Genomic DNA, 20,479 nt, shown 5'->3' with positions numbered 1-20,479 from the left:
CCATTCTAGTAAATGAAGCGTCATTTACTAGAATGAGGAATGAAAACTACAGCAGCAGGGGCTGCTGTAGTTATTTGAAGTCATAATCATTAAAAATGTAATAATGGCTTATACTAATAATATCAAAAGCTATCTATTTTAACGTGTAATTTCAAATATAGTAGTACTCTTAGAGTTGTTTGGTAAATCTAGGAGGTCCTTTTTTACAGCTTTCTGACCACCTATCAACTCAAACTTCACTCCACCTTTTTGGGCTTTTAATTTTGTTACTGCTTTAGCTGTCGGGTCATACTCAAAATCTGTTAAGCTTATTTCCTCTTCTAAATATGACTCACCAGCTCCTTCTTCGTCTCCTGTAAGAAGTGATAACGTAACCATCGAGCTCGTATTATTCTCAAGTACTTCCGGATTATCAATTATATAAAGCTCAGCTGCCGCTATAGCGTTAAGGCTATCTGACTTCAATGCACCAACCTGAGAATTTTTAATAATGTTCCCAATCGCCGGAATCGCTATCGCTGCAATAATCGCTAAAATCACAATTACCGCAAGTAATTCAACAAGCGTTAATCCTTTTTCATTCTCAAGTCGTTTTCTAATATTTTTCATCATTTTAATTCCCCCAATTTTTCTATATTTACTTGTTTGTTCACTATTATTTTGCATCCTTTTTTTCACCTCCTTAACGGATTAGTCTATGATGATTGGAGCGGAAGGCGGCGACTCCTGTGGAATTAGCGTGACAGGTGAGACCCCGCAGTGGAGCGACAGCGACCGAGGAGGCTCACCTCACGCCCCACGGAAAGCGTCCGCCTATAGCGGAAATCATTTTCAGGTATTACATCTGCTCAAACAAACTAAACATCGGGACCATGATTGATAGAACGATTGTCCCAACGGCGATGGCGAGAATAATAATCATAAGCGGCTCAATTAAAGCCTTCAAAGAATCTACAGTTCTATCAACGTCATCTTCGTAAAAGTCCGCTACTTTTTCCAGCATATAATCTAACGAACCCGTTTGCTCTCCGATCGCAGTCATTTGCGTGACAAGCGGAGGAAATAGCCAACTTTTTTCTAGCGGAGCCGACAGTGTACTCCCTTTTTCCAAGCTGTCATGTGCTTCTTTAATCACTTTTCCGATAATCGGATTATTTACGACACGTTCAACGATTTTTAACGCTTGTAAAATCGGCACGGAACTGCTGAATAATGACGATAATGTGCGTGTCATTTGTGCAATGGCTGATTTTTGAAGGAGTGGCCCAAAAATCGGCAGTTTTAATAATATGTAGTGCACTTGATAATGAAATTGTGTATTCCGCTTATACATTAAGTTGAAAATTACCGGAACCCCAATTCCAAAAAGTAGAAAAATCCACCAGAATCCTTGTAAAAAATCACTGATTCCAAGAACAAAAATGGTGATAAACGGTAATTCCGCACCGAAATCCTCGAACATTTCCGAAAACCTTGGAACAACGACAACGAGTAAACTAATTGAAACAACAATAATCGCAATTAGTAAAACGAGCGGATAAATTAACGTGGACTGAATGCTTTTTTTAAGCTTAAATTGCTTCTCGTAATAGTTTGCCAGTCTATCTAATGTAGAATCGAGATTTCCCGTCGCTTCTGCAACCCGCATCATATTAACAAATAACGACGGGAAAATAGCTTCATTTTTTTGGGCAGCACTTGAAAAAGAGGTACCTGCTCGAACTTCTTCTTCAATTGTGAATAGCGCATTTTTCAACGGTTTACTCGATGTTTGCCCAGCCAATATATGTGTCGCTTCAACGATTGATATGCCTGCCCGAATGAGCGTTGCGAATTGACGACAATAAATAACGAAATCTTCGTTTTTTACTTTTGGATCAATTGAGATTTCTTTATGTAAAATGCTCGTCGATTCTACAATTTCACGTGGATGAATACCATCATTTCGTAATTTGGCAATTGCTTCTTTTTCAGAGTTAGCTGTAATCGTTCCTTTTTTCATTTCCCCGGAAGTTGTTCTTCCGCTATATTTATAAACCGGCATTACATTTCACCTACTGTTAAATACGGTTCAGCGTCTTCGTAACGAATTAAATCCTTAGCAATCAATTGATGTATAGACGTTTCAAGTGTATGCATGCCAAGACTTCTGTGCGTCTGCATGATATTTTGAATCATATGCACTTTTTCAGAACGAATTAGGTTTGCTATCGCCGGTGTTTGTACTAATATTTCAGTTGCCGCTACACGGCCGCTTCCATCTTTTCGACTGAATAACCGTTGTGATATGACTCCTTGTAATACGTTTGCGATTTGGATTCGAATTTGATTTTGCTGGTGTGGCGGAAAGACGTCAATCATTCGGTCAATTGTCGTCATTGCACTGCTCGTATGAAGCGTCGCCAACACTAAATGTCCTGTCTCTGCTGCCGTAATTGCCGTCGAAATTGTTTCTAAGTCACGCATTTCTCCTACTAAAATGACATCTGGGTCTTGACGTAACGCAGCTCGTAAGCCATTGGCAAAGCTTTTTGTATCCGTTCCAACTTCTCGCTGATTAACAATTGATTTTTCATGCGTATGTATATACTCAATTGGGTCTTCTAATGTAATAATATGTTTTGCATATTTACGATTTATGTAATCAATCATCGCTGCCAATGTTGTCGATTTACCTGAACCGGTTGGCCCAGTTACTAAAATAAGCCCCTGTGACTTTTCGACCAACGGATACAAAATGTTCGGCATTTTTAAAGCTTCAATCGTCGGGATTGAAGTCGGTACAAGACGAGCCGCAATGGATACTTCACCGCTTTGATGAAAGGCATTCACACGAAACCTACATACATTTTGTAAGGAATAATTAAAATCCACTTCTCCTAATTCCTTAAATTCAGCCAGTCTATTTTTCGGAATAATTGCTTTCACCATTGTTTCCAGTTGCTCAGACGAATAAATAACATCATCTAGACTTTGTAAGGTCCCATTGATTCGGAAAACTGCCGGGATCCCAATAGACAGATGTAAATCAGATGCATGATAGTTAAACGCTTTTTTAAATAATTGATCAAGATCAGCCATAATGATTCACACCCTATTCAGAAGATGCGACACGAAGTACTTCTTCAATTGTCGTCAGTCCTTCCACTACTTTTAACAAACCATCTTCCACTAAAGTTTGGAACCCTTGTTTTCGTGCTTCTTCTCGAATTTCAATCGTTCCACTTTTCTTCAAAATATGTGCTTTAATCGTATCGTTAATGACGAGCACTTCATGAATCGCGATTCGACCGCGATATCCTGTATGATTACATGCGGGACAGCCTCTTCCACGTGCAATTTCAGAAATCGACTCATTATACTGCGCGAAAACTTGTTTTTCATAGTCAGTCGGCACGCGCTTCTCACTACAATCTCTGCATACTCGGCGTACGAGACGCTGTGCAATCGCGCCAACAAGTGATGGCGAGAGCAAGAACGGCTCAGCCCCCATATCCGTCAATCTTGATATGGATTCAATCGCACTGTTTGTATGTAATGTACTTAATACGAGGTGTCCTGTTAACGAGGAACGAATCGCAATTTCAGCCGTTTCAGAATCACGAATTTCCCCGATCATAATCACATCCGGATCTTGTCGTAAAATTGACCGAAGTCCCGTTGCAAAAGTCATCCCAATTTCTTCTCTCACTTGAATTTGGTTCACCCCAGCAAGTTGATACTCTACTGGATCTTCTACTGTAATAATATTGATTGCCTCTTCGTTTAAATGATTGAGCGCTGCGTATAATGTAGAAGATTTACCCGACCCAGTCGGCCCTGTAATTAACACAATACCATTCGGTTTTTGTAACATATTTCGGAACTTTCCCAGGTTATCGTTTGTAAATCCAAGCATATCAATATCATTTAATACGGTACTTAAATCGAGCACACGCATAACAATTTTCTCACCGAAAATAGTTGGTAAAGTCGATAATCGTATGTCAATCGGCTTAAAATTAACAACCGAACTAATGCGGCCGTCTTGCGGAATTCGATTTTCCGTTATATTTAAATTCCCCATAATTTTTACGCGCGCCGTAATAATATCTTGCATGTTTTTCGGCAATGAACGTTCATCTCTCATGACACCGTCGATACGATAACGGACTTTTAACTCCGTTTCTTGCGGATCAAAGTGAATATCACTTGCCCGTTCCGCCACTGCATTCGCAATAATTTGGTTCACTAACCGTACGATTGGTGAATCTTCATCTGTAATTTGATTTTCATCATCTAAATTCGTAGGCAGTAAGTCTTCAAGTGCTTCTTCCATTGATTCTTGTAAATCATAATACTTCGTAATCGTCCGGAATATATCATCTTTTGCGGCAATACTTGTTTCAATTTGGCAGCCCGTTGCCATCCGTAACTCTTCAATCGCAAAATAATCCATCGGGTCCGCCATTGCGATTAACAACTTGTTTCGGTCTCGTCGAATCGGCATTAAATTCGCACGCTTTGCCAATTCTTTTGGTACTAACTGAATCAGCTCAGGTTCTATAGAGTATTGATTCAAATTGACATGTGGAATGCCAAGCTGAAATTCCAATACTTCAATTAATTGTTGTTCAGTAATCAGCTGTTGTTCAATTAAATAGTCACCTAATTTTTCATCACGACTTTTATTTTTCAATGCTTTTTCTAATTGTTCGGGTTGAATAACATTGGATTCAATGAGTAAATCACCGAGCCGTTTTCGATTTTGAATGACCATTCTTATCCCCACCTTTGTTAATCATCCTGATCTGTGATGACATTGCCCCCTTTGTCGTACATCACTTCTTTCGGAGGGCTTTCTTCTATCTCATTTTGTTCGCTATCTCTTTCTGTCGAACGATTTTCTTCAGATGTTTGTTCATGATTCGTTTCGCTATTTGATTCCTTCTTCTCTTCTGTATTCGTTGCTTCTTGCTCACTAACTTCATTCGTTTCTATTTGAACTGGTTCATCAGACGAAACTATAACAATTTTATGTTTCGGCGGATAAAAGTCGCGGCTTATGTGTTCTTCTAATTCAGTTCCAGTTTGATCAACGATTTTTTTAGTAACCGTCACTTGGTAACCGCTCTCTCCTTCTTGCAGCAGCTTCTCTGTGCCACGGCGTACCGATGAGGACAATCGATAAATCGTTCGCGGTTTTACTTCTTTTTTATGAACTACGTATGTAATCGTCCTATCACTTTCCAATGTGTATAGTTCAATCAACAGTTTTTCATTATCAATCTTCGACGCAAAAATCATCGGTGTTTGACTGTCATTTCTAAAGACAAAATCTCTATGTAATCGTTCACTTACATCTACTTCGATGCCAGGTTCTAAAAAATTGGGCAATGTATGTTGGGAATGCCGTTCTAAAATTGAAACTTCTGCTTGCAATACAACACTGTATAAAACGGATGCAAAGAAATTAACCGCTTCCTGGTCCGTTAACGAATGTCCGTCAAAGAATTGTAAAAACGAAAATGTTTCACCTGGTTTGACTAGTGAAGCGTCTAATGCTTCTGCTAAAGGAGAAAGTATTGGTCCATGATCACGACGAATCTCCTGAATCTCAAAAGAAGTTCTTGGTAGCGAGTCTTTGGAGATTGAGATTTCCTTAGCGTGCACTTCCGTCTTCTTTAGGAAACTCGAATGTACGACAATCGCTTGCATCGTTTCATCCACTATAAATAACGGAGCACTTTTCAAAATTTCCTCGACTTCGTCTGACAATGTCACATCAAGCGGAATGTCCGTTGCGATTTCTTTGGACCATGGTTTATACCACGGCGTCTTCACGGCTTGAATATATGCGTCAACAGCATTTGTTATAGCAAATTCAATGTGTTTGGGATCAATCTCAATGATTGCTGTTTCCCCTTTAACAATTAGCGGTTGCATTTTCCATTCGTTTATTGCTGCTGCAACTTCCCCTTGAATTGATGACGCTTTGTCTGCAGAAATGGGAATTCCAGCGATTGTTGTCGAAGTGTTTTTATTTTCTGCTGAAGCTTTCGTATTAATCAATAGTGGGAATAAAAATAAAATCAGTACAAAACCAATTATTCCAGATAAAATAAATTTCAACCGCACTTTCCTCACCCTTTACACCCACGCAATATAGGTATTTATGACCACATTTAAACATCTTTTCACATTTACATTACCAATAAAAAATATCATCATACTATTATCTTAATTTTACATGAGCAAAATAGGACAATCAACATATTTTTGATTGAATTCGCAATTCAACCGCTCGCACTTCATACTTTCGACACTTTACGTTTTTCAGTACGCAAAAAACACAAACATTACACGATTGGTAATGTTTGTGTTTTTGTGCGTTCATAATTTCTCTGATTTTCAAGTACGCCAACTTTATTACGTCCTGCTTGTTTAGCGTAAATATATAAGGCACGATCTGCTTTCCTCATAATTTCTCTTGCAGAAAGTGCATCATTTGGAATCGATGCAACGCCGAGACTGATCGTAATATTAATTTTAATTACTTCTGTATTTGAGGATAAATCTGGCCGTATTTCAAATGCAGTTTGTGCAACTTCCTTTCGCATCTTTTCTGCGATTTTTAGTGCCTCACGTTTTGAACAATTCGGGAGAATGAATACAAATTCCTCCCCGCCATACCTCGCAATAATATCTTGTTCTGATTGATAGGTTCTTAATAGATTAGCCAATTTTAGTAAAATCTGATTACCACTTTCATGTCCATACTGATCATTAATCTTTTTAAAGTAATCAATATCTAAAATGATCAATGATAATTCTTCCATTTTTTGCAAATGAAAAGAGACGACATTTTCATCCAATTTACGGTCTAAATAACGATAATTATGAAGCTTTGTTAATCCGCATCGTTCAGATTTTCGAAGTTTATTTTCAAAATATCTCGCCTTCTCTAATGAAACTGCAAAATAGCCAGTTAATATTTCAATCATGTCTATAAATGATGTACTACAAGCATTTCTGTTCTTCGATGTAATGATTAAAAAGCCTTCAGTTATCTTGTTTCGAATTATAGGCGCAGTCAGGACTGTCTCGACTTCATCCGAAAATTGAATCGTCTGTAAGCCTTGCATCTCTTTTTTATTAGTATAAATGCGTATATGCTCCATATTCAAACCATCATCTTCCGTCTTTTCTTCTAAAAAAACGATTTCTTTTACATGCTTCGTAATTTTCCCATGCTCATAACCCATTAACGGAAATAGTGAGCGTTCGCTTCTAAAATCGACAATATATGCTTGATGGTATGGAACCACGTCTTTTAGTTTTTCTAGAAAAGTTTGAATCACTTCGTCGAATAATAATTGATCGGCAAGTTCATGGCCGATTTCCGCCGCAGATGATAGTTGATCGTACAATGAGTTTGAATTCGTGTACATTCGAATCGTTAAGAGCACGATTAGTATAGGAATACCAATCAGTAACAATGATTGGTTACCAAAATGGTTATCTAAAAAATAATGCGAAATACTAAACGGAATCATGATGAGCGTTAACATATAATCCCAAGTAGCTTCTTTAGAATAGAGTGAATAGGTTCGTTTGTTTAAAGCAAAGTAAATTTTCAGTAAAAGATTATTCACAATGGTGTAAATCACCGCGTATAAAAGCGCATACATAATCGTTTCTTTAAATTTCAAGGCATCAATAGTTCCACCAGATGCATAAAAAATATACGCACTTACGAACGAAGTAATTGAAAAAATGATGGAGTTCACAAAAAATTTATGATTTATCGGCAACGAACTCTTTTCAGCAAATAATAGAAAAAACATTGCAGCTTGAATAAATACAAATTCAACAAACAGTCCGTATTGAAAAAAGATTGTAAACGTAATCCATCTTTCAAAGGAGACGCTTACATTTCGAAACTTTATCGGTAATAACATCATGATAAGCAGCAATGCAAATAACAATATAAGGTTAGTCCAGTTAATCTTATTGATTAGAAATGAGCTATAGGAAATATAGGATACGAGGGGAAAAATGACAACCCAAAGTAAGCCCATGAGTACTTGTTGCTTTTTTGAAACAGCCATTTCCCTTCTCTCCTTCCTACGATTTTCCATACACAGCAACCCGGTTACGCCCCGCCCGTTTTGCACCAAGGTAAAGCGCCCGGTCAGCATAACGCACTAAGTTTTTAACATCATCCGTATCATTCGGAAGTGCTGCAACACCAATACTAACAGTAATGTTTACCTCAATTGATTTTGCTGAATCATTCAAGTTAGAAGCGATTTGAAATCGATGAGATGCGATCACTTCACGCAAATTCTCAGCAAAGCGATTGGCCTCTTTTTTACGCATATCCGGTAATACATAGATGAATTCTTCTCCACCATATCGGCCAACAATTCCATTTTTCGGTACATGATTTTCAAGCAGTATTGCCAATTCACTTAAAATATCATTTCCACTTTGATGTCCATAAGAGTCATTCACTTTTTTGAAATGATCGATATCTAAAATAACGACCGCGAGTTCATGTAAATTGCCTTGTTGCGTTCTCATCCCTTCAAAATCGAGCCGCTCCTTTAAATAAGCATAATTATATAGCTTCGTCAGGCCACAACGCTCGCTTTTCCGCACAGTTTCCTCTATGTTTCTTACCTTCTCAATTGAAACAGTAAAATAGGAACATAATATATCTAATATTTTTAATTGATATTCATTGAAAGCATCTCGTTTTATCGATGCAATAAATAATACCCCGACAATTTCTTGATTCCGAGAAATCGGAATCGTAATGACACTTTGCATCTCATCTGGTGCGTAATCACTTGATGATGTTATCCAATCTTTTCTTTTCGCAAAAATGGCAGGTCGATTATCTTTCAGCACCATCCCTGCTATTCCTTCACCAACGGAAAGCTGATTCATTTGAATATCCATGAACGCCCCATGCTCATAAGAGCGAATAAGTTCTAACCATCCATCATGATGGTCGAATAAGTAGGTGAATTCTGCATTAAACATTTTCGCTACTTTTTCAACAAACTGATTGATTACTTTTTCTTCATTCAGATGATTGGAGAGCCCTTGGCCGATGTCAACTGCTAACTGTAAATCATGATTTATTCTTTCTGTATTGTTATACAGCCTATGAATAGAAATCATAAAGAAAAAAGGAATCCCTAATAAAACAAACGCGCCAATTCCAATAATCTTGATTAAAAAATAAATTGTAAGTGCAAATGGAATGATACAAATGACTAATGCATTCTCTAGTAATACGTCTTTTGTGAATTCATTTAGTTTACCTTTTTTAAAGTAAGTATAAGCTATTTTAACTACAATGTATAAACCTCTATGCACAAGTTGGTAAACGGCAACCGAAAGAACGATTGGCCAAAAATCAACAGAACCGATTTCACCACTTACAAAATAAAAGGCTTGTGCTGAGAGGATTGATAACACAAAAAATAAAAGCGAATTCAAAAAAAATCGATCCGCTGTTTCGGATTGTTCTTTTTTAAAGAATGCGGTTCCGAGAATAGAAATTTGCATCAGTAAGAGTTCAAATAATAAGCCGTATATTAAAAACGCTGGGATTGTGACCCATGAGACTAGATTAAGAGACTTTCCGTTTATTTTAATTGGATACACTAAAGTAAGAACCCCAAAAACTGCAAATAATAACAGATATGGCCATTCAATCACTTGAGAATCATGCGTTAACAACATATAGGTCAAGCTAGTTGGAACAATAAGCAACCAAGAAACAAACAAAATCACAGTATATTTATTGAGTAACATCAACCTTATGCTCCACCCCCTCGACCTATTTTCTCTATTTCTACCAACATCGAGATCCTAATGAATACAAACGATTTTGTCATATAATTATATAAAAAGCTACTAAAAGGATAATTATACCATATACTTTAATCCTGAAAGCAAGTAAAGCGAACCAGTGACTATTTTCTTATTTTCAGATGCACCACCTAGCATTATAGACCCAACATTAATGGTTGTCACGCTTTTCCTTGGATGATGACATTTCGCTAGAAGTCTTTGTCCTGTCGCAGCATCAGAATGATCAAAAGTTAAGAAAGTAAATGATTCTGCAACTGGGATAAGTTCATTCAATGTACCTTCGATATCTTTTCCTTGTAGCATGCCGATAAAAAAATCAACCTTTTCACCAGGAAACTCACTTTGAATTGTTTGCGCCAAAGCCGCAGCAGCAGCTGGATTATGGGCACCATCGAAAATGACCCCTGGGAAGACTTCTTGAAAGCGATAATGCAGTTGTGCTGTAGCAACTGCCACCTGCAATTTTTGTTCGTGAAGCTTTACGCCAGCTATGGATAATGTTTCAATCGCAACCGCCATATTTAGTTTTTGGTGTGCCCCTTTCATTTTACGCTTAGGTATCGAAAAAGATTTCGCTCCTTCAAAGATTTCAACTCGCTTTTCCACTACAGAAAAATGTTCCCCATAAATTTTTAACTGTGCATTCTTTTGTTCCGCTGTTTTACAAACAATTTTCAGTGCTTCCTCCGGCAATGTACCTACGACGACTGGTACGTCCTTTTTAATGATTCCAGCTTTATGTTTCGCCACTTCTTGAATCGATTCCCCAAGAAATGACCCATGATCGAGTGCAACTGATGTAATAACGGATACAGTTGGTTGCACGATATTTGTGCTATCTAATAACCCGCCCATTCCTGTTTCAACTAATACATAATCTGGTGCTTTTTTTTGGAATGTCACAAACGCTGCCACGGTTAGCAACTCAAAATCTGTTAATTTACCGCTCAGCCCTGCTTCTTTCATTGTTTGAAAAGATGTTTCTAATACCTCAGGCGATATCGGACTCCCATTAAGTCGAATTTGATCATGAATATCAATGAGCGCAGGTGAGGAAAAAACGCCTGTAGAATATCCATGCTCTTCTAAGATAGCTTCCATAAATCGAATCGTAGAGCCTTTCCCGTTCGTTCCTGTGACATGAATAACTTTTAATGATTTTTCAGGATTTCCAATTAAAGTCAATGCTTCCTCAATTGCCGTCAACCCGGGTTTGATCGATTGATCGCTTTCGATTTGCCAACGTTCTTTATATTCCTCTAATTTTGGAATCATTTCTGTCCCTCCATATGGTAAACTACACATAGAAAGTATAACATGACCGGGGGAATTTCTTTGTACAGTTGTTGGGTAATTTATAATGGCAGTTTGACAAGCGATAAATTTTATGATCAAGCATTTCTTATAAAAGAAGCGGCAGAACGTACTGGTGTCCATGCAGTTATTAAGAAAAATTATGAAGTGATGATGGATTTAACAAAGGGCTTATCTAAAAAACCAAACTTCGTCGTCTTTCTAGATAAAGATATTTTGTTGGCACGTTTTTTAAAAAATCAAGGCATACCTGTTTTCAATGATCCCGAGGTAATTGAAACATGTGATAATAAAGCAAATCAATACATTCAATTGGCGAAACATGGTGTTCCAATGCCGAAAACCATTATCGCGCCGAAAGTATACCCTTCTTTTACAATTCGAACATCTAGTTATTATGAAATGGTGTTAGAACGATTAGGGTTGCCAATGATTATTAAAGAAGGACGCGGTTCATTTGGCATGAAAGTGTACTTAATTGAAACAGAAGAGGCTTTCTATGAAAAAGTAGAAGAATTACGCGGAGTCGATTATTTATTTCAGCAGTTTATAGCATCTAGCCGTGGTCGCGATCTTCGAGTGAATATTGTGGGCGGTGCAGTAGTCGCGGCCATGTACCGCCACTCTGAAACGGATTTCCGTGCAAATATTACAAATGGTGGAACAGCAGAAGTTGTGGAATTAACTAGCGCCCAAAAATCGTTGGCTATAAAAGCAGCAAAAGCTGTTGGTGCTGAATTTGCTGGGGTAGATTTACTTTTTGGAGAAAATGAAGAACCGCTCGTCTGTGAAGTGAATGCTGCGGCGCATATCCGTAATATACTAAACGTGACTGGCATTAATGTTGCAGATGCAATGATTAAGTACATATTGGAGGAAATTCAATGAAAGGCTATTTGTATTACGAAAGAGAAGATGCACAAAGAAATGAAAAATTTATTGATGAATTACTGGTTGAAGCAAAGAAATGTCGTATTGATTTGCAATTAATTGTAGACGATGAAAGACCAGATGAGGATGCACGATTTGTCATTTTCCGAGGACGTGACTACAGACTTGCACAAAAGTTTGAAGCTGACGGGCTTCGTGTGTTTAACCGCAGTGAAGTTAGTCGCATTGCAAATAATAAGCTGGGCACATTTGAACTCGCTATTATGCTTGGGATACCTACAATTGAAACACATAAGCTTTACACACCAAAGCAAATTGAAAAATATCCAGTTGTTGTCAAAACAGCAGATGGTTATGGCGGACAAGAAGTGCATTTATGTAAAGAAGAAATAGATGTTGTAAAAGTCCAAGAAAAATACGCCGATCGACTACTTGTTGTACAACCTTATATTGAAACCAATGCAACTGACGTACGTATTTTTGTATTGGGCGAAGAAATCCTCGGTGCTGTCAAGCGATCAGGAGTAGACTCGTTTAAATCGAATTATACGTTAGGTGGAAAGGTTGAAAAGTATAAACCTTCTAAAAGAGATCAGTTAATGGTAGAAAAAATTACAAGTGCACTGCATAGCGATTATATCGGCATAGACTTTCTTGTTCTGCCAAATGGACAGTTAGTTTTAAATGAAATTGAAGATCCAGTTGGCGCAAGAAGTTTGTATGGAACGCATGATTTTTCGGTTGCAGAGAAATTGATGGCGTATATCGCAGATAGTTTAACAAAATAAGGTTATTACAAGAGAAAAAGTCAATTTATGGGGTGACTTTCCCCTATAAATTGACTGTTATTTTTACTACTGCTTATTCATAAATAGGATTTAATTCGTCTTCCAACTTCCATTGATATAAAGCTCTTTCTGGTTCGTATGGTTCTTTAAAATCGTCGGGCTCTTTACATTCCTTAAAAATTGGGATAGATTTGTATTCAGTCGTTTTTTCAGCAGGGGACCCCAAAAATGTATTCCCCGCTACATAAATTTGCGCATTTTCGTTTTGAAGTTCTGGTTTAATTTTAAAATAGGCGTTTCCGTAGACAATTACCACTGTTTTATTACCTAAATAACTTTCCCCTTGTATTGTTAAATTCCCCCTAACTAAAATACAGGCATGGTTTTGCGAATCCAAATCTCCTCCAATATAAAAATCTTTATCGACTGTTAGATTATAGCCATTTCCCCCATCTACTCTAAAGGTTGGATCTTTCGCAGCATGATTAATAACTAAAGAGCCTTTAAAATGCTGTGTTTCTTTCTTAGTAAAAATAGGTCCGGTTACTTCTACATCGCCCTCTGAATAGTCTGGTAAATCAGGCAACGGTTCTCCTGGTATATTAGGCTTTGCTGGAATGTCGTCAATCTCTATAACAGTGGGAGGTATAAAAGTAGCTGTTGCCGTTATTCTTTTTAATGTTTCATTGGATTTTCCTTGGCTAGAAAGTTTTAATTTCATTTTCCCTTCAGAGTTTTTTTCACAATTGCCATCCGGTATAGCTTGGGCTATATATTCCTTACTATTATGTAATGGATATTCTATTTCTAAATCCAACATCTCACAAAGTTCTAATTGACTTCTCTTTAATGCATCTTCTGTGGTTTCGTGATCATCTTTTTGAAATGTATATGCTGTTAATTGATCTTTAATTTCTGACTTATAATGTAGTAATCCCATCTCGGCCAGATGCCTTGCCTGTACTTGTTCTTCTTTTTTATTAAACTGCTTTGACGCAGAGATGTTCATTGAAAGTAATCCAACCCCTAGAATGGAAAATACGACGATAAGCATCAATACGATCAATAACGTGCTTCCCTGCTCATTATTTCTAACTTTCATCAACATCCCCCCTCCTTAGCGCAGCTTACTAAACGTCGTTTCAATATTATAGGATAAGTTTTCTATTTTCAGTTCTAATTTAAATTGTTGATTTTCATTTCTGTTAATCATAAACACATGTTCATTGCTGCAATGATTATTATAACAATACGTAAAACCTTTCGAAATAATATCTCCATCCATTTTTAAATATTGATTTTCGTTATCAATGATGAATTCAATCGAGTCGTCTTCTAGCTTCAAATATTCATTGCGAATCATTTCAGTAATATAATTTGCTTCTTGTTGCAGTCTTTGATTTGTCGAACTCCGATCAGATGCTTTCAATCCATTAATTAGAACTGAACCAATTAGGGTTGTAATCAAGCCAATAATTGCAAGCACCGCGAGCAGTTCAATCAAGGTTAGACCTTTTTCATTTTTCATGGCGAAACCTTATCCACTTCAAAATACATTTCTGTTTCAAAAGATGACTTTTTGGTTTTTGCTAATGAATTCACTGTAATCTTAGCTAACTTTAAATTGGAAGGGCCATCAGATATGTGTATGCTAACTTCAAACTTTTCGTCGCCCAAGGAAATATACGCTTTCGTTTCCCCATCCATTGAATAATCACCATTTCTAATCTTGGCTACTATATCCTCGGCCACTTGAACAGCTGTCAATTTCTCTTTATTATATTTTGTATGTTTGGTAGATTGTAATAATAAACTTGAAAAACTAATAAGTACAATAGACAATATTACAATGGATGCCAAAACCTCTATAAGTGTCAAACCACTTTCTTTTCGATTGACGTTTATTCTCTGCATCACTGTCACCCTATTCGTGTCGTATGTATACCTGTTACTCTTTATCCTACTGAAATAAATAGTCTAATATGTATATGCCTATTTTACCACACTAATAATTTAACTGTCATAAAATCTTTACAAGAAGAGCTATATTACCTAATAACACTGATAATCTTATCAAAATGTTTTTCAGATTCCATCAAATATAAAGTATACTTGTTCACTATCAGACCGCGGACTTGGTGGCATAATCATTTTACCTATCATCTATTAAACAATTTCAATAAAAAAGTCTTGTGCTACCGACAAATTATGTCAGCCAACACAAGACTTTTATCGATTTTTACTTACCGATCATTTCATTCACTTTATCCTGATTATTGTCAATCCACTCACGTGCAACAGCTTCTGGGTCGGCATTCTCGTCCTCAATTTTTACAATCATCTCTTCGACCTCATCGAGCGATATGTGCCAATTACTTAAAAACTGATGAACGTCAGGCGCGTTTTCTTTCAGTTCATTATTCGTGATCACATGAACAGCTGCTGTTTCAAAGAAGTTTTGTTCATCAGCTAATACTTTAAGGTCATATTGATTAAACATTGTATGTGGACGCCATCCGAAAAAGCTCACAGGGTCCTCATTTTCCATTAAACGCCTTGCCTGGGCGAGCATGCCGCCTTCGGATGAATTCACTTGTTTTAAATCCAATTCATAACTCTCTAGTAGTTCATTAATAATACCAGTTACATTCGCTCCGCTTTCTATTCCATATACTTCATTACTGAATAAGTCTTCTTTTCCTTTTAAGTCATTGACTGAATTAATGTCTTCCATATATGTAGGTACTACTAATCCTGTCTCAACGTCATCATAGCTAATTGCAGTATCTTCTACTTGATCTGCATATTTTTCTAAAAGATTTTCGTGAGCAGGCAACCACGAATCCATAAACACGTCAATGTCACCACGCGAAAGGCCAATATATACGTTTGTTGCATCCGCACTAATTTCCTCTACATCGTATCCCATATCTTGGATAATTAGACTTGCGATTTTTGTCGGTGGAACAGTACTTGTCCATGGCGTAACGCCAAAAGTAATCTTTTGATTTGCTGTTGTCTCTTTTTCTCCTCCGTCTGAAGCGCAACCAGCGACAAATGCTAATAGTAGAACAATCATCAAACCCAATGAAAATTTCTTCAAGATTATCTTCCTTTTGTTTTAATATTTTTATCCCCTAAATTTTGCGTAATTCGATCCAACATAATGGCTAACACAACAATTCCCAATCCGCCTGTTAATCCGAGTCCAACGTTAACGGTTGAAATTCCTGATAATACAGTAGAACCAAGTCCGGGTGCACCAATCATTGAAGCAATTACCGCCATAGATAATGCTAACATCATTGTTTGGTTTATGCCAGCCATCACAGTTGGCATTGCGAGTGGAAACTGTACTTTAAAGAGCAATTGCCACGGAGTAGAACCGAAAGCTCTAGACGCTTCAATGACATCGCTTGGAACTTGTTTAATTCCTAGGTTTGTCATACGAACGGCTGGTGGGGTTGCAAATACAAAAGTAGCAATCACAGCCGGTACACCGCCAAGTCCAAATAATAGAATCGCAGGGATTAAATATACAAAACTAGGCAACGTTTGCATGAAGTCTAAGATTGGACGTACCATTTTATCTACTGTTTTGTTTAATGCACTCAAAATACCGACAGGAATGCCAAACATAATCGAAATAACAGTTGAAACAATTACAATGGCAACTGTTTGCATAGCTGCCTCCCAAATATCGACTGCACCTAGATAAACACACCCGATAAAAGTGAAGAGGGCTAATCCTTTCCCGCCAACCTTCCATGCTAAAATAATTAGGAGAAGTGCCAAGATTTCTGCAGGAACTGCACTTAGTCCGTTCGTAACAACATCTATAAACCACCGCAACACTTCACTAATTCCATCAAAGAAACCACCCATGTTTGGAATTAACCAACCATCAACAAAACGGTTGGTCCAATCCTCCAATGGAAATTTAAAATAATTCATACCAATACCACCTCGTCCTCTTCAACTTCGTTTTCCTTGTCTTTTTCTTTACCAAGTACAAGTCCCGAAAGAATCGAGGCACGCGAGACGATTCCAAGCAGTTTTCCACCTTCAATTACAGTAATTGGATATCTTGCTTCAACTGCAATTTCAATCAGTTCGCTTAACGGAGTATTCGGAGCTGCGGTATGTATTTCCTTAATTAAAAGTTCTTGCAACGGAATATCTTCTTTGTATGCTTTAATCGCTTCGTCAATTGTGAGTAACCCTTTAAAATTATTCTCTCGGTCTACCACAAAAATACTTGATGCGCCTACTTCATTCATTTTACGAATAGCCATTCGCGGACCATCACGATGCGTCATCAATACTTCAGGACGTTTCATGACATGGGAGGCTTCTAAAACTTTGGAACGATCTACATCTTTTACAAAATTAGACACATAATCGTTTGCCGGATTTTCCAAAATTGCCTCCGATGTTCCGATTTGAACAATTTGGCCGTCCTTCATAATCGCAATGCGATCGCCTAACTTTAAAGCTTCGTCTAAGTCATGGGTGATAAATAATATTGTTTTCCCTAACTTCCTCTGTAAATACATCAGTTCATCTTGCATTTCTTTACGAATAATTGGGTCTAATGCACTAAACGCTTCGTCCATGATTAATATATCTGTATCATTGGCAAGGGCTCTTGCGATTCCAACTCGTTGCTGCATGCCCCCACTGAGCTCGTGAGGATAACTATCCTCGTACCCTTTTAAGCCTACATCTTTTATCGTTTGGAGTGCTTTCGCTTCTCGTTTTTCTTTTTGTACACCTTGAATTTCAAGACCGTACGCAACATTACTCAAAACAGTACGGTGTGGTAGTAAGCCAAAATTTTGAAACACCATACCAAGCTTTTTTCGTCTCGTTTCAATGAGTGCTTTTTGATCCATCTTTGTAAAGTCTTCTCCGTCAATCAGAACTTCTCCGCCTGTAGGCTCGATTAATCGGTTGACCAATCTTATTAATGTAGACTTTCCGCTTCCTGACAAGCCCATGATGACGAAAACCTCTCCTGTTTCAACCGAGAAGGTGGCTTGATTTACGCCAACCGTCATGCCAGTCTTTTGAAGTATTTCATCCTTTTGTTCCCCTCTTTTGAGGCGATCTAAACCTTGTTGTGGGTGGGATCCAAATACTTTTGTCAGGTTATTGACTTCAATCTTATACATGTAAACTCTCCTTTGGTATTCATCAACTATGGCGCTTATCGCCTAATACCGATTTTCCTACCTACTTGCTTTGGAGTTTCTAACTGTTTATGCGCCTTCCATAGTGTTTCGACGATTGATGCAATCGCTTTCGGAAACGCTGCTGCTTTTCCTTGCGCCGTATCAATACCCATAAGCATTTGCTCACTTGTTGAAACGATTTCGCCGTTACCATTTTTCATAACGAAAAATATGTGCAAACGTTTGTCATCTACATCTAATAGTTGTGCTGTTACGGCAAGCATTTCCCCTTCATTTGCTTCGCGTAAGTAACATAAATGCGTTTCTAATGTAAAGATTGTATATTCATGCTTGTTTATGCCCTTTTCATCTAGTCCAATATGCGCCATGAAGGCATCTACTGCTAAGCTAAAAACACGGGCATAAGCCGCATCGTTCATATGCCCGTTATAATCTACCCACTCAGAACGTACATGATCTTCATAGTTAAATGATACGTGTTCCATTTTAATGCTCCCTTTTTATGTTTCTATCTAACTAGAAACTTTATTTGGCTCATGCCAATATTCTTCAACTAAATCTAGTAACTTCACTAAAAACTCGTTACGCTTTACTTCCAATTCAGCAATGGGTACGTCTCCTGCATGAACTTCACATCCTGAAATTACTTTTTCTTTTAAGTCATTTGTCAATTCAGGTGCTTCTAATTTTGTCCATGGTAGCTTAAGTGCAGGGCCAAATTGCTCTAGCATATGACGCATTCCTTTATCGCCGCCGGCTAAATGGAATGTTAAAAATGGTCCCATTTGTGCCCAGCGTAACCCGGCGCCGTATATAATCGCCGCGTCGATTTCTTCAGTCGTTGCAATCCCATCGTTAACTAAATGTAAAGACTCACGCCAAAGCGCTTCCATTAACCGATCTGCGACATGACCTTCAATTTCTTTTTGAATAATTAGTGGTTTCATCTCGATGGATTGGTAAAACTGGTTTGCTCGCTCCATGATTGATGATGTGGTCGCTTCACCGCCTACTAGTTCAACGAGTGGTAAGATATAAACCGGATTAAATGGATGGGCCACGATTAATCGTGCTGGATGTTGTAATCCTTCTTGTAATGTACTCGGCTTAATTCCCGACGTACTAGATGCTATAATTGCTTCCGGTTTTGCGTATTGATCAATGCTTTTTAATACATTTTTCTTTAATTCTTCTCTTTCTGGCACGTTCTCTTGAATTAAATCTGCATTTTTAACTGCTTCTTCAATTGTCGGTACAAAAGTAACCCGCGCAGTTGATGCACCTTCCGCAAGCCCCATTTGCTCTAAGGAAGGCCATGCACGCTCTATAGCTAAACGAGTTCGCTCTGCTGCACCTTCTGCAGGATCAAAGGCAACCACGTCGTATCCCATCGCTAGAAAGCGAGCAATCCAACCATTCCCAATGACACCAGTTCCAATGACAGCCAACTGCTCAATCTTGTTCATCTTGGAATTCATAGTTGATTTCCTCCGTGTGGGTTTCTTAATTCAAAATGAACACGTGCCTCTTCAGGTGTCATCACTTCAATTCCATTCGCGTGTAACATTTCAACTGCCTTATCTACGAGTTGTTCATTCGTTGCAGGTACCCCTCTCGTGAGATATAAATTATCTTCTAAACCTACGCGGATGTTCCCACCTAACATGGCTGTTTGCATCGCAATTGGTAATTGCATACGTCCAATTCCAAACGCAGACCAATGTGCATTTTCGGGTAGGCGATTTTTTAAGTACATAATTGTTTCTACATCTGCTTCTGCTCCCCAAGGGATACCAAGACAGAACTGAAACATCGGATCTCCATCGATCAGTCCTTCATTTATTAATTGCTTCGCGAAACGTAAATGTCCAGTGTCAAAACATTCAAGTTCAGGCTTCACACCACTTTCTTGAATTAGCTTCGCATGTTGTCTAAGCCAATCTGTTGGACTCATATAAATCATGTCGCCAAAGTTGACACTTCCGCAGTCAAGCGTACAGATTTCTGGTAGTAATTGGCCAACCGGAGCATGGCGTTCTTCAGGCGTTTGAATCCACGTTCCATCTCCACCGGCTGCTGGTGTATCCAGACTAGGGATAAAGTCTCCACCGCCTCCTGCTGTAATATTGATGACAACATCGGTTTCAGAATCTCTTATCCGATCAACAATTTCACGGTAATGTTCGATATTGTGGCTAATTCCACCTGTTTCCGGATCACGTGCATGCACATGCGCAACTGTAGCACCCGCTTTTGCAGACGCAATTGCTGATTCCGCAATTTCTTTCGGCGTAACAGGTACATGTTCATTTATTTTTGTTGTATCCCCTGCGCCTGTTACAGCAGCTGTTAATAATACTTTGTTCTTCATTTTATCTCCTCCAAAATGTCCTAATGCATTTACTATACCGTCTGGACGGT

At 38.0% G+C, this 20,479-nt stretch carries 19 protein-coding genes; 2 read left to right on the top strand and 17 right to left on the bottom strand.

The genetic code is table 11. The annotated features are described in order from the left end of the window. Positions 1 to 138 precede the first annotated feature (138 nt). From AB1H92_RS06040 to AB1H92_RS06005, 8 genes are all read right to left on the bottom strand, one after another. The gene (locus AB1H92_RS06040) at positions 139 to 612 is read right to left on the bottom strand and encodes a prepilin-type N-terminal cleavage/methylation domain-containing protein (RefSeq protein ID WP_115364095.1); all 474 of its coding nucleotides are present in this window, start codon (positions 610 to 612) and stop codon (positions 139 to 141) included. A gap of 226 nt (positions 613 to 838) precedes the next feature. Continuing rightward, entirely contained in the window at positions 839 to 2,044 is a 1,206-nt protein-coding gene (locus AB1H92_RS06035) for a type II secretion system F family protein (RefSeq protein ID WP_115361507.1), read from the bottom strand. Further along, complete coding sequence (locus AB1H92_RS06030; protein ID WP_166739592.1) at positions 2,044 to 3,084, bottom strand: type IV pilus twitching motility protein PilT; 1,041 nt, start codon at positions 3,082 to 3,084, stop codon at positions 2,044 to 2,046. The genes AB1H92_RS06035 and AB1H92_RS06030 overlap by 1 nt, the downstream gene beginning before the upstream one ends. A gap of 10 nt (positions 3,085 to 3,094) precedes the next feature. Then, entirely contained in the window at positions 3,095 to 4,759 is a 1,665-nt protein-coding gene (locus AB1H92_RS06025) for a GspE/PulE family protein (protein WP_115361511.1), read from the bottom strand. Positions 4,760 to 4,776: 17 nt separating this feature from the next. Further along, positions 4,777 to 6,117 (bottom strand): VanW family protein, encoded by a 1,341-nt coding sequence (locus AB1H92_RS06020; RefSeq protein ID WP_134268488.1) that lies wholly within the window; start codon positions 6,115 to 6,117, stop codon positions 4,777 to 4,779. Positions 6,118 to 6,338: 221 nt separating this feature from the next. Then, entirely contained in the window at positions 6,339 to 8,090 is a 1,752-nt protein-coding gene (locus AB1H92_RS06015; RefSeq protein WP_166739485.1) for a sensor domain-containing diguanylate cyclase, read from the bottom strand. Between the two features lie 16 nt (positions 8,091 to 8,106). Further along, entirely contained in the window at positions 8,107 to 9,810 is a 1,704-nt protein-coding gene (locus AB1H92_RS06010; protein ID WP_134268487.1) for a sensor domain-containing diguanylate cyclase, read from the bottom strand. Between the two features lie 114 nt (positions 9,811 to 9,924). Beyond that, complete coding sequence (locus AB1H92_RS06005; RefSeq protein WP_166739484.1) at positions 9,925 to 11,145, bottom strand: folylpolyglutamate synthase/dihydrofolate synthase family protein; 1,221 nt, start codon at positions 11,143 to 11,145, stop codon at positions 9,925 to 9,927. A 60-nt stretch (positions 11,146 to 11,205) separates the two neighbouring features. Between AB1H92_RS06005 and AB1H92_RS06000 the strand changes: the two genes are divergently transcribed. Both AB1H92_RS06000 and AB1H92_RS05995 read left to right on the top strand, forming a co-directional pair. Continuing rightward, positions 11,206 to 12,072, top strand: coding sequence for a RimK family alpha-L-glutamate ligase (locus tag AB1H92_RS06000; RefSeq protein ID WP_115364096.1), 867 nt, complete (start codon positions 11,206 to 11,208; stop codon positions 12,070 to 12,072). After that, positions 12,069 to 12,863, top strand: a complete 795-nt coding sequence (locus AB1H92_RS05995) for a RimK family alpha-L-glutamate ligase (RefSeq protein WP_115361520.1) — start codon at positions 12,069 to 12,071, stop codon at positions 12,861 to 12,863. The genes AB1H92_RS06000 and AB1H92_RS05995 overlap by 4 nt, the downstream gene beginning before the upstream one ends. 73 nt (positions 12,864 to 12,936) lie before the next feature. Here AB1H92_RS05995 and AB1H92_RS05990 read toward each other — a convergent pair whose 3' ends face one another. From AB1H92_RS05990 to AB1H92_RS05950, 9 genes are all read right to left on the bottom strand, one after another. Next, positions 12,937 to 13,965: a type II secretion system protein gene (locus AB1H92_RS05990; RefSeq protein ID WP_115361522.1), complete on the bottom strand. Its 1,029-nt coding sequence runs from the start codon at positions 13,963 to 13,965 to the stop codon at positions 12,937 to 12,939. A gap of 15 nt (positions 13,966 to 13,980) precedes the next feature. Beyond that, positions 13,981 to 14,391, bottom strand: a complete 411-nt coding sequence (locus AB1H92_RS05985; RefSeq protein WP_115361523.1) for a type II secretion system protein — start codon at positions 14,389 to 14,391, stop codon at positions 13,981 to 13,983. Next, on the bottom strand, positions 14,388 to 14,777 hold the full coding sequence (locus AB1H92_RS05980) for a prepilin-type N-terminal cleavage/methylation domain-containing protein (protein WP_115361525.1): 390 nt from the start codon (positions 14,775 to 14,777) through the stop codon (positions 14,388 to 14,390). Before AB1H92_RS05980 ends, AB1H92_RS05985 begins: the two co-directional genes overlap by 4 nt. Before the next feature lie 325 nt (positions 14,778 to 15,102). Beyond that, the gene (locus AB1H92_RS05975; RefSeq protein WP_243835732.1) at positions 15,103 to 15,966 is read right to left on the bottom strand and encodes a glycine betaine ABC transporter substrate-binding protein; all 864 of its coding nucleotides are present in this window, start codon (positions 15,964 to 15,966) and stop codon (positions 15,103 to 15,105) included. 2 nt (positions 15,967 to 15,968) lie between these two features. Then, a complete protein-coding gene (locus AB1H92_RS05970; RefSeq protein ID WP_115361527.1) occupies positions 15,969 to 16,817 on the bottom strand; it encodes a proline/glycine betaine ABC transporter permease in 849 nt (282 codons plus the stop codon). Next, positions 16,814 to 18,037 carry a glycine betaine/L-proline ABC transporter ATP-binding protein gene (locus tag AB1H92_RS05965; protein WP_115361529.1) on the bottom strand — a complete coding sequence of 408 codons (1,224 nt, stop codon included), beginning with the start codon at positions 18,035 to 18,037 and terminating at the stop codon, positions 16,814 to 16,816. Before AB1H92_RS05965 ends, AB1H92_RS05970 begins: the two co-directional genes overlap by 4 nt. Before the next feature lie 35 nt (positions 18,038 to 18,072). Next, the gene (locus tag AB1H92_RS05960) at positions 18,073 to 18,543 is read right to left on the bottom strand and encodes a thioesterase family protein (protein ID WP_115361531.1); all 471 of its coding nucleotides are present in this window, start codon (positions 18,541 to 18,543) and stop codon (positions 18,073 to 18,075) included. A 27-nt stretch (positions 18,544 to 18,570) separates the two neighbouring features. Then, the gene (locus AB1H92_RS05955; RefSeq protein WP_115361533.1) at positions 18,571 to 19,536 is read right to left on the bottom strand and encodes an L-carnitine dehydrogenase; all 966 of its coding nucleotides are present in this window, start codon (positions 19,534 to 19,536) and stop codon (positions 18,571 to 18,573) included. Then, positions 19,533 to 20,429 carry a 3-keto-5-aminohexanoate cleavage protein gene (locus tag AB1H92_RS05950; RefSeq protein ID WP_115361535.1) on the bottom strand — a complete coding sequence of 299 codons (897 nt, stop codon included), beginning with the start codon at positions 20,427 to 20,429 and terminating at the stop codon, positions 19,533 to 19,535. Before AB1H92_RS05950 ends, AB1H92_RS05955 begins: the two co-directional genes overlap by 4 nt. Positions 20,430 to 20,479 lie beyond the last annotated feature (50 nt).

The organism is Sporosarcina pasteurii, assembly GCF_041295575.1.
Lineage (GTDB): Bacteria > Bacillota > Bacilli > Bacillales_A > Planococcaceae > Sporosarcina > Sporosarcina pasteurii.
The sequence above is the reverse complement of the archived record's forward strand: the minus strand, read 5'-3'. Positions and strand labels throughout refer to the sequence as shown.

Bases quoted from the DNA above. Each gene is read 5' to 3' on its own strand.
- AB1H92_RS06040 (WP_115364095.1), bottom strand. From the start codon at position 612: ATGATGAAAAATATTAGAAAACGACTTGAGAATGAAAAAGGATTAACG.
- AB1H92_RS06035 (WP_115361507.1), bottom strand. From the start codon at position 2,044: ATGCCGGTTTATAAATATAGCGGAAGAACAACTTCCGGGGAAATGAAA.
- AB1H92_RS06025 (WP_115361511.1), bottom strand. From the start codon at position 4,759: ATGGTCATTCAAAATCGAAAACGGCTCGGTGATTTACTCATTGAATCC.
- AB1H92_RS06015 (WP_166739485.1), bottom strand. From the start codon at position 8,090: ATGGCTGTTTCAAAAAAGCAACAAGTACTCATGGGCTTACTTTGGGTT.
- AB1H92_RS06010 (WP_134268487.1), bottom strand. From the start codon at position 9,810: ATGTTACTCAATAAATATACTGTGATTTTGTTTGTTTCTTGGTTGCTT.
- AB1H92_RS06005 (WP_166739484.1), bottom strand. From the start codon at position 11,145: ATGATTCCAAAATTAGAGGAATATAAAGAACGTTGGCAAATCGAAAGC.
- AB1H92_RS05995 (WP_115361520.1), top strand. From the start codon at position 12,069: ATGAAAGGCTATTTGTATTACGAAAGAGAAGATGCACAAAGAAATGAA.
- AB1H92_RS05990 (WP_115361522.1), bottom strand. From the start codon at position 13,965: ATGAAAGTTAGAAATAATGAGCAGGGAAGCACGTTATTGATCGTATTG.
- AB1H92_RS05985 (WP_115361523.1), bottom strand. From the start codon at position 14,391: ATGAAAAATGAAAAAGGTCTAACCTTGATTGAACTGCTCGCGGTGCTT.
- AB1H92_RS05980 (WP_115361525.1), bottom strand. From the start codon at position 14,777: ATGCAGAGAATAAACGTCAATCGAAAAGAAAGTGGTTTGACACTTATA.
- AB1H92_RS05970 (WP_115361527.1), bottom strand. From the start codon at position 16,817: ATGAATTATTTTAAATTTCCATTGGAGGATTGGACCAACCGTTTTGTT.
- AB1H92_RS05965 (WP_115361529.1), bottom strand. From the start codon at position 18,037: ATGTATAAGATTGAAGTCAATAACCTGACAAAAGTATTTGGATCCCAC.
- AB1H92_RS05960 (WP_115361531.1), bottom strand. From the start codon at position 18,543: ATGGAACACGTATCATTTAACTATGAAGATCATGTACGTTCTGAGTGG.
- AB1H92_RS05955 (WP_115361533.1), bottom strand. From the start codon at position 19,536: ATGAATTCCAAGATGAACAAGATTGAGCAGTTGGCTGTCATTGGAACT.
- AB1H92_RS05950 (WP_115361535.1), bottom strand. From the start codon at position 20,429: ATGAAGAACAAAGTATTATTAACAGCTGCTGTAACAGGCGCAGGGGAT.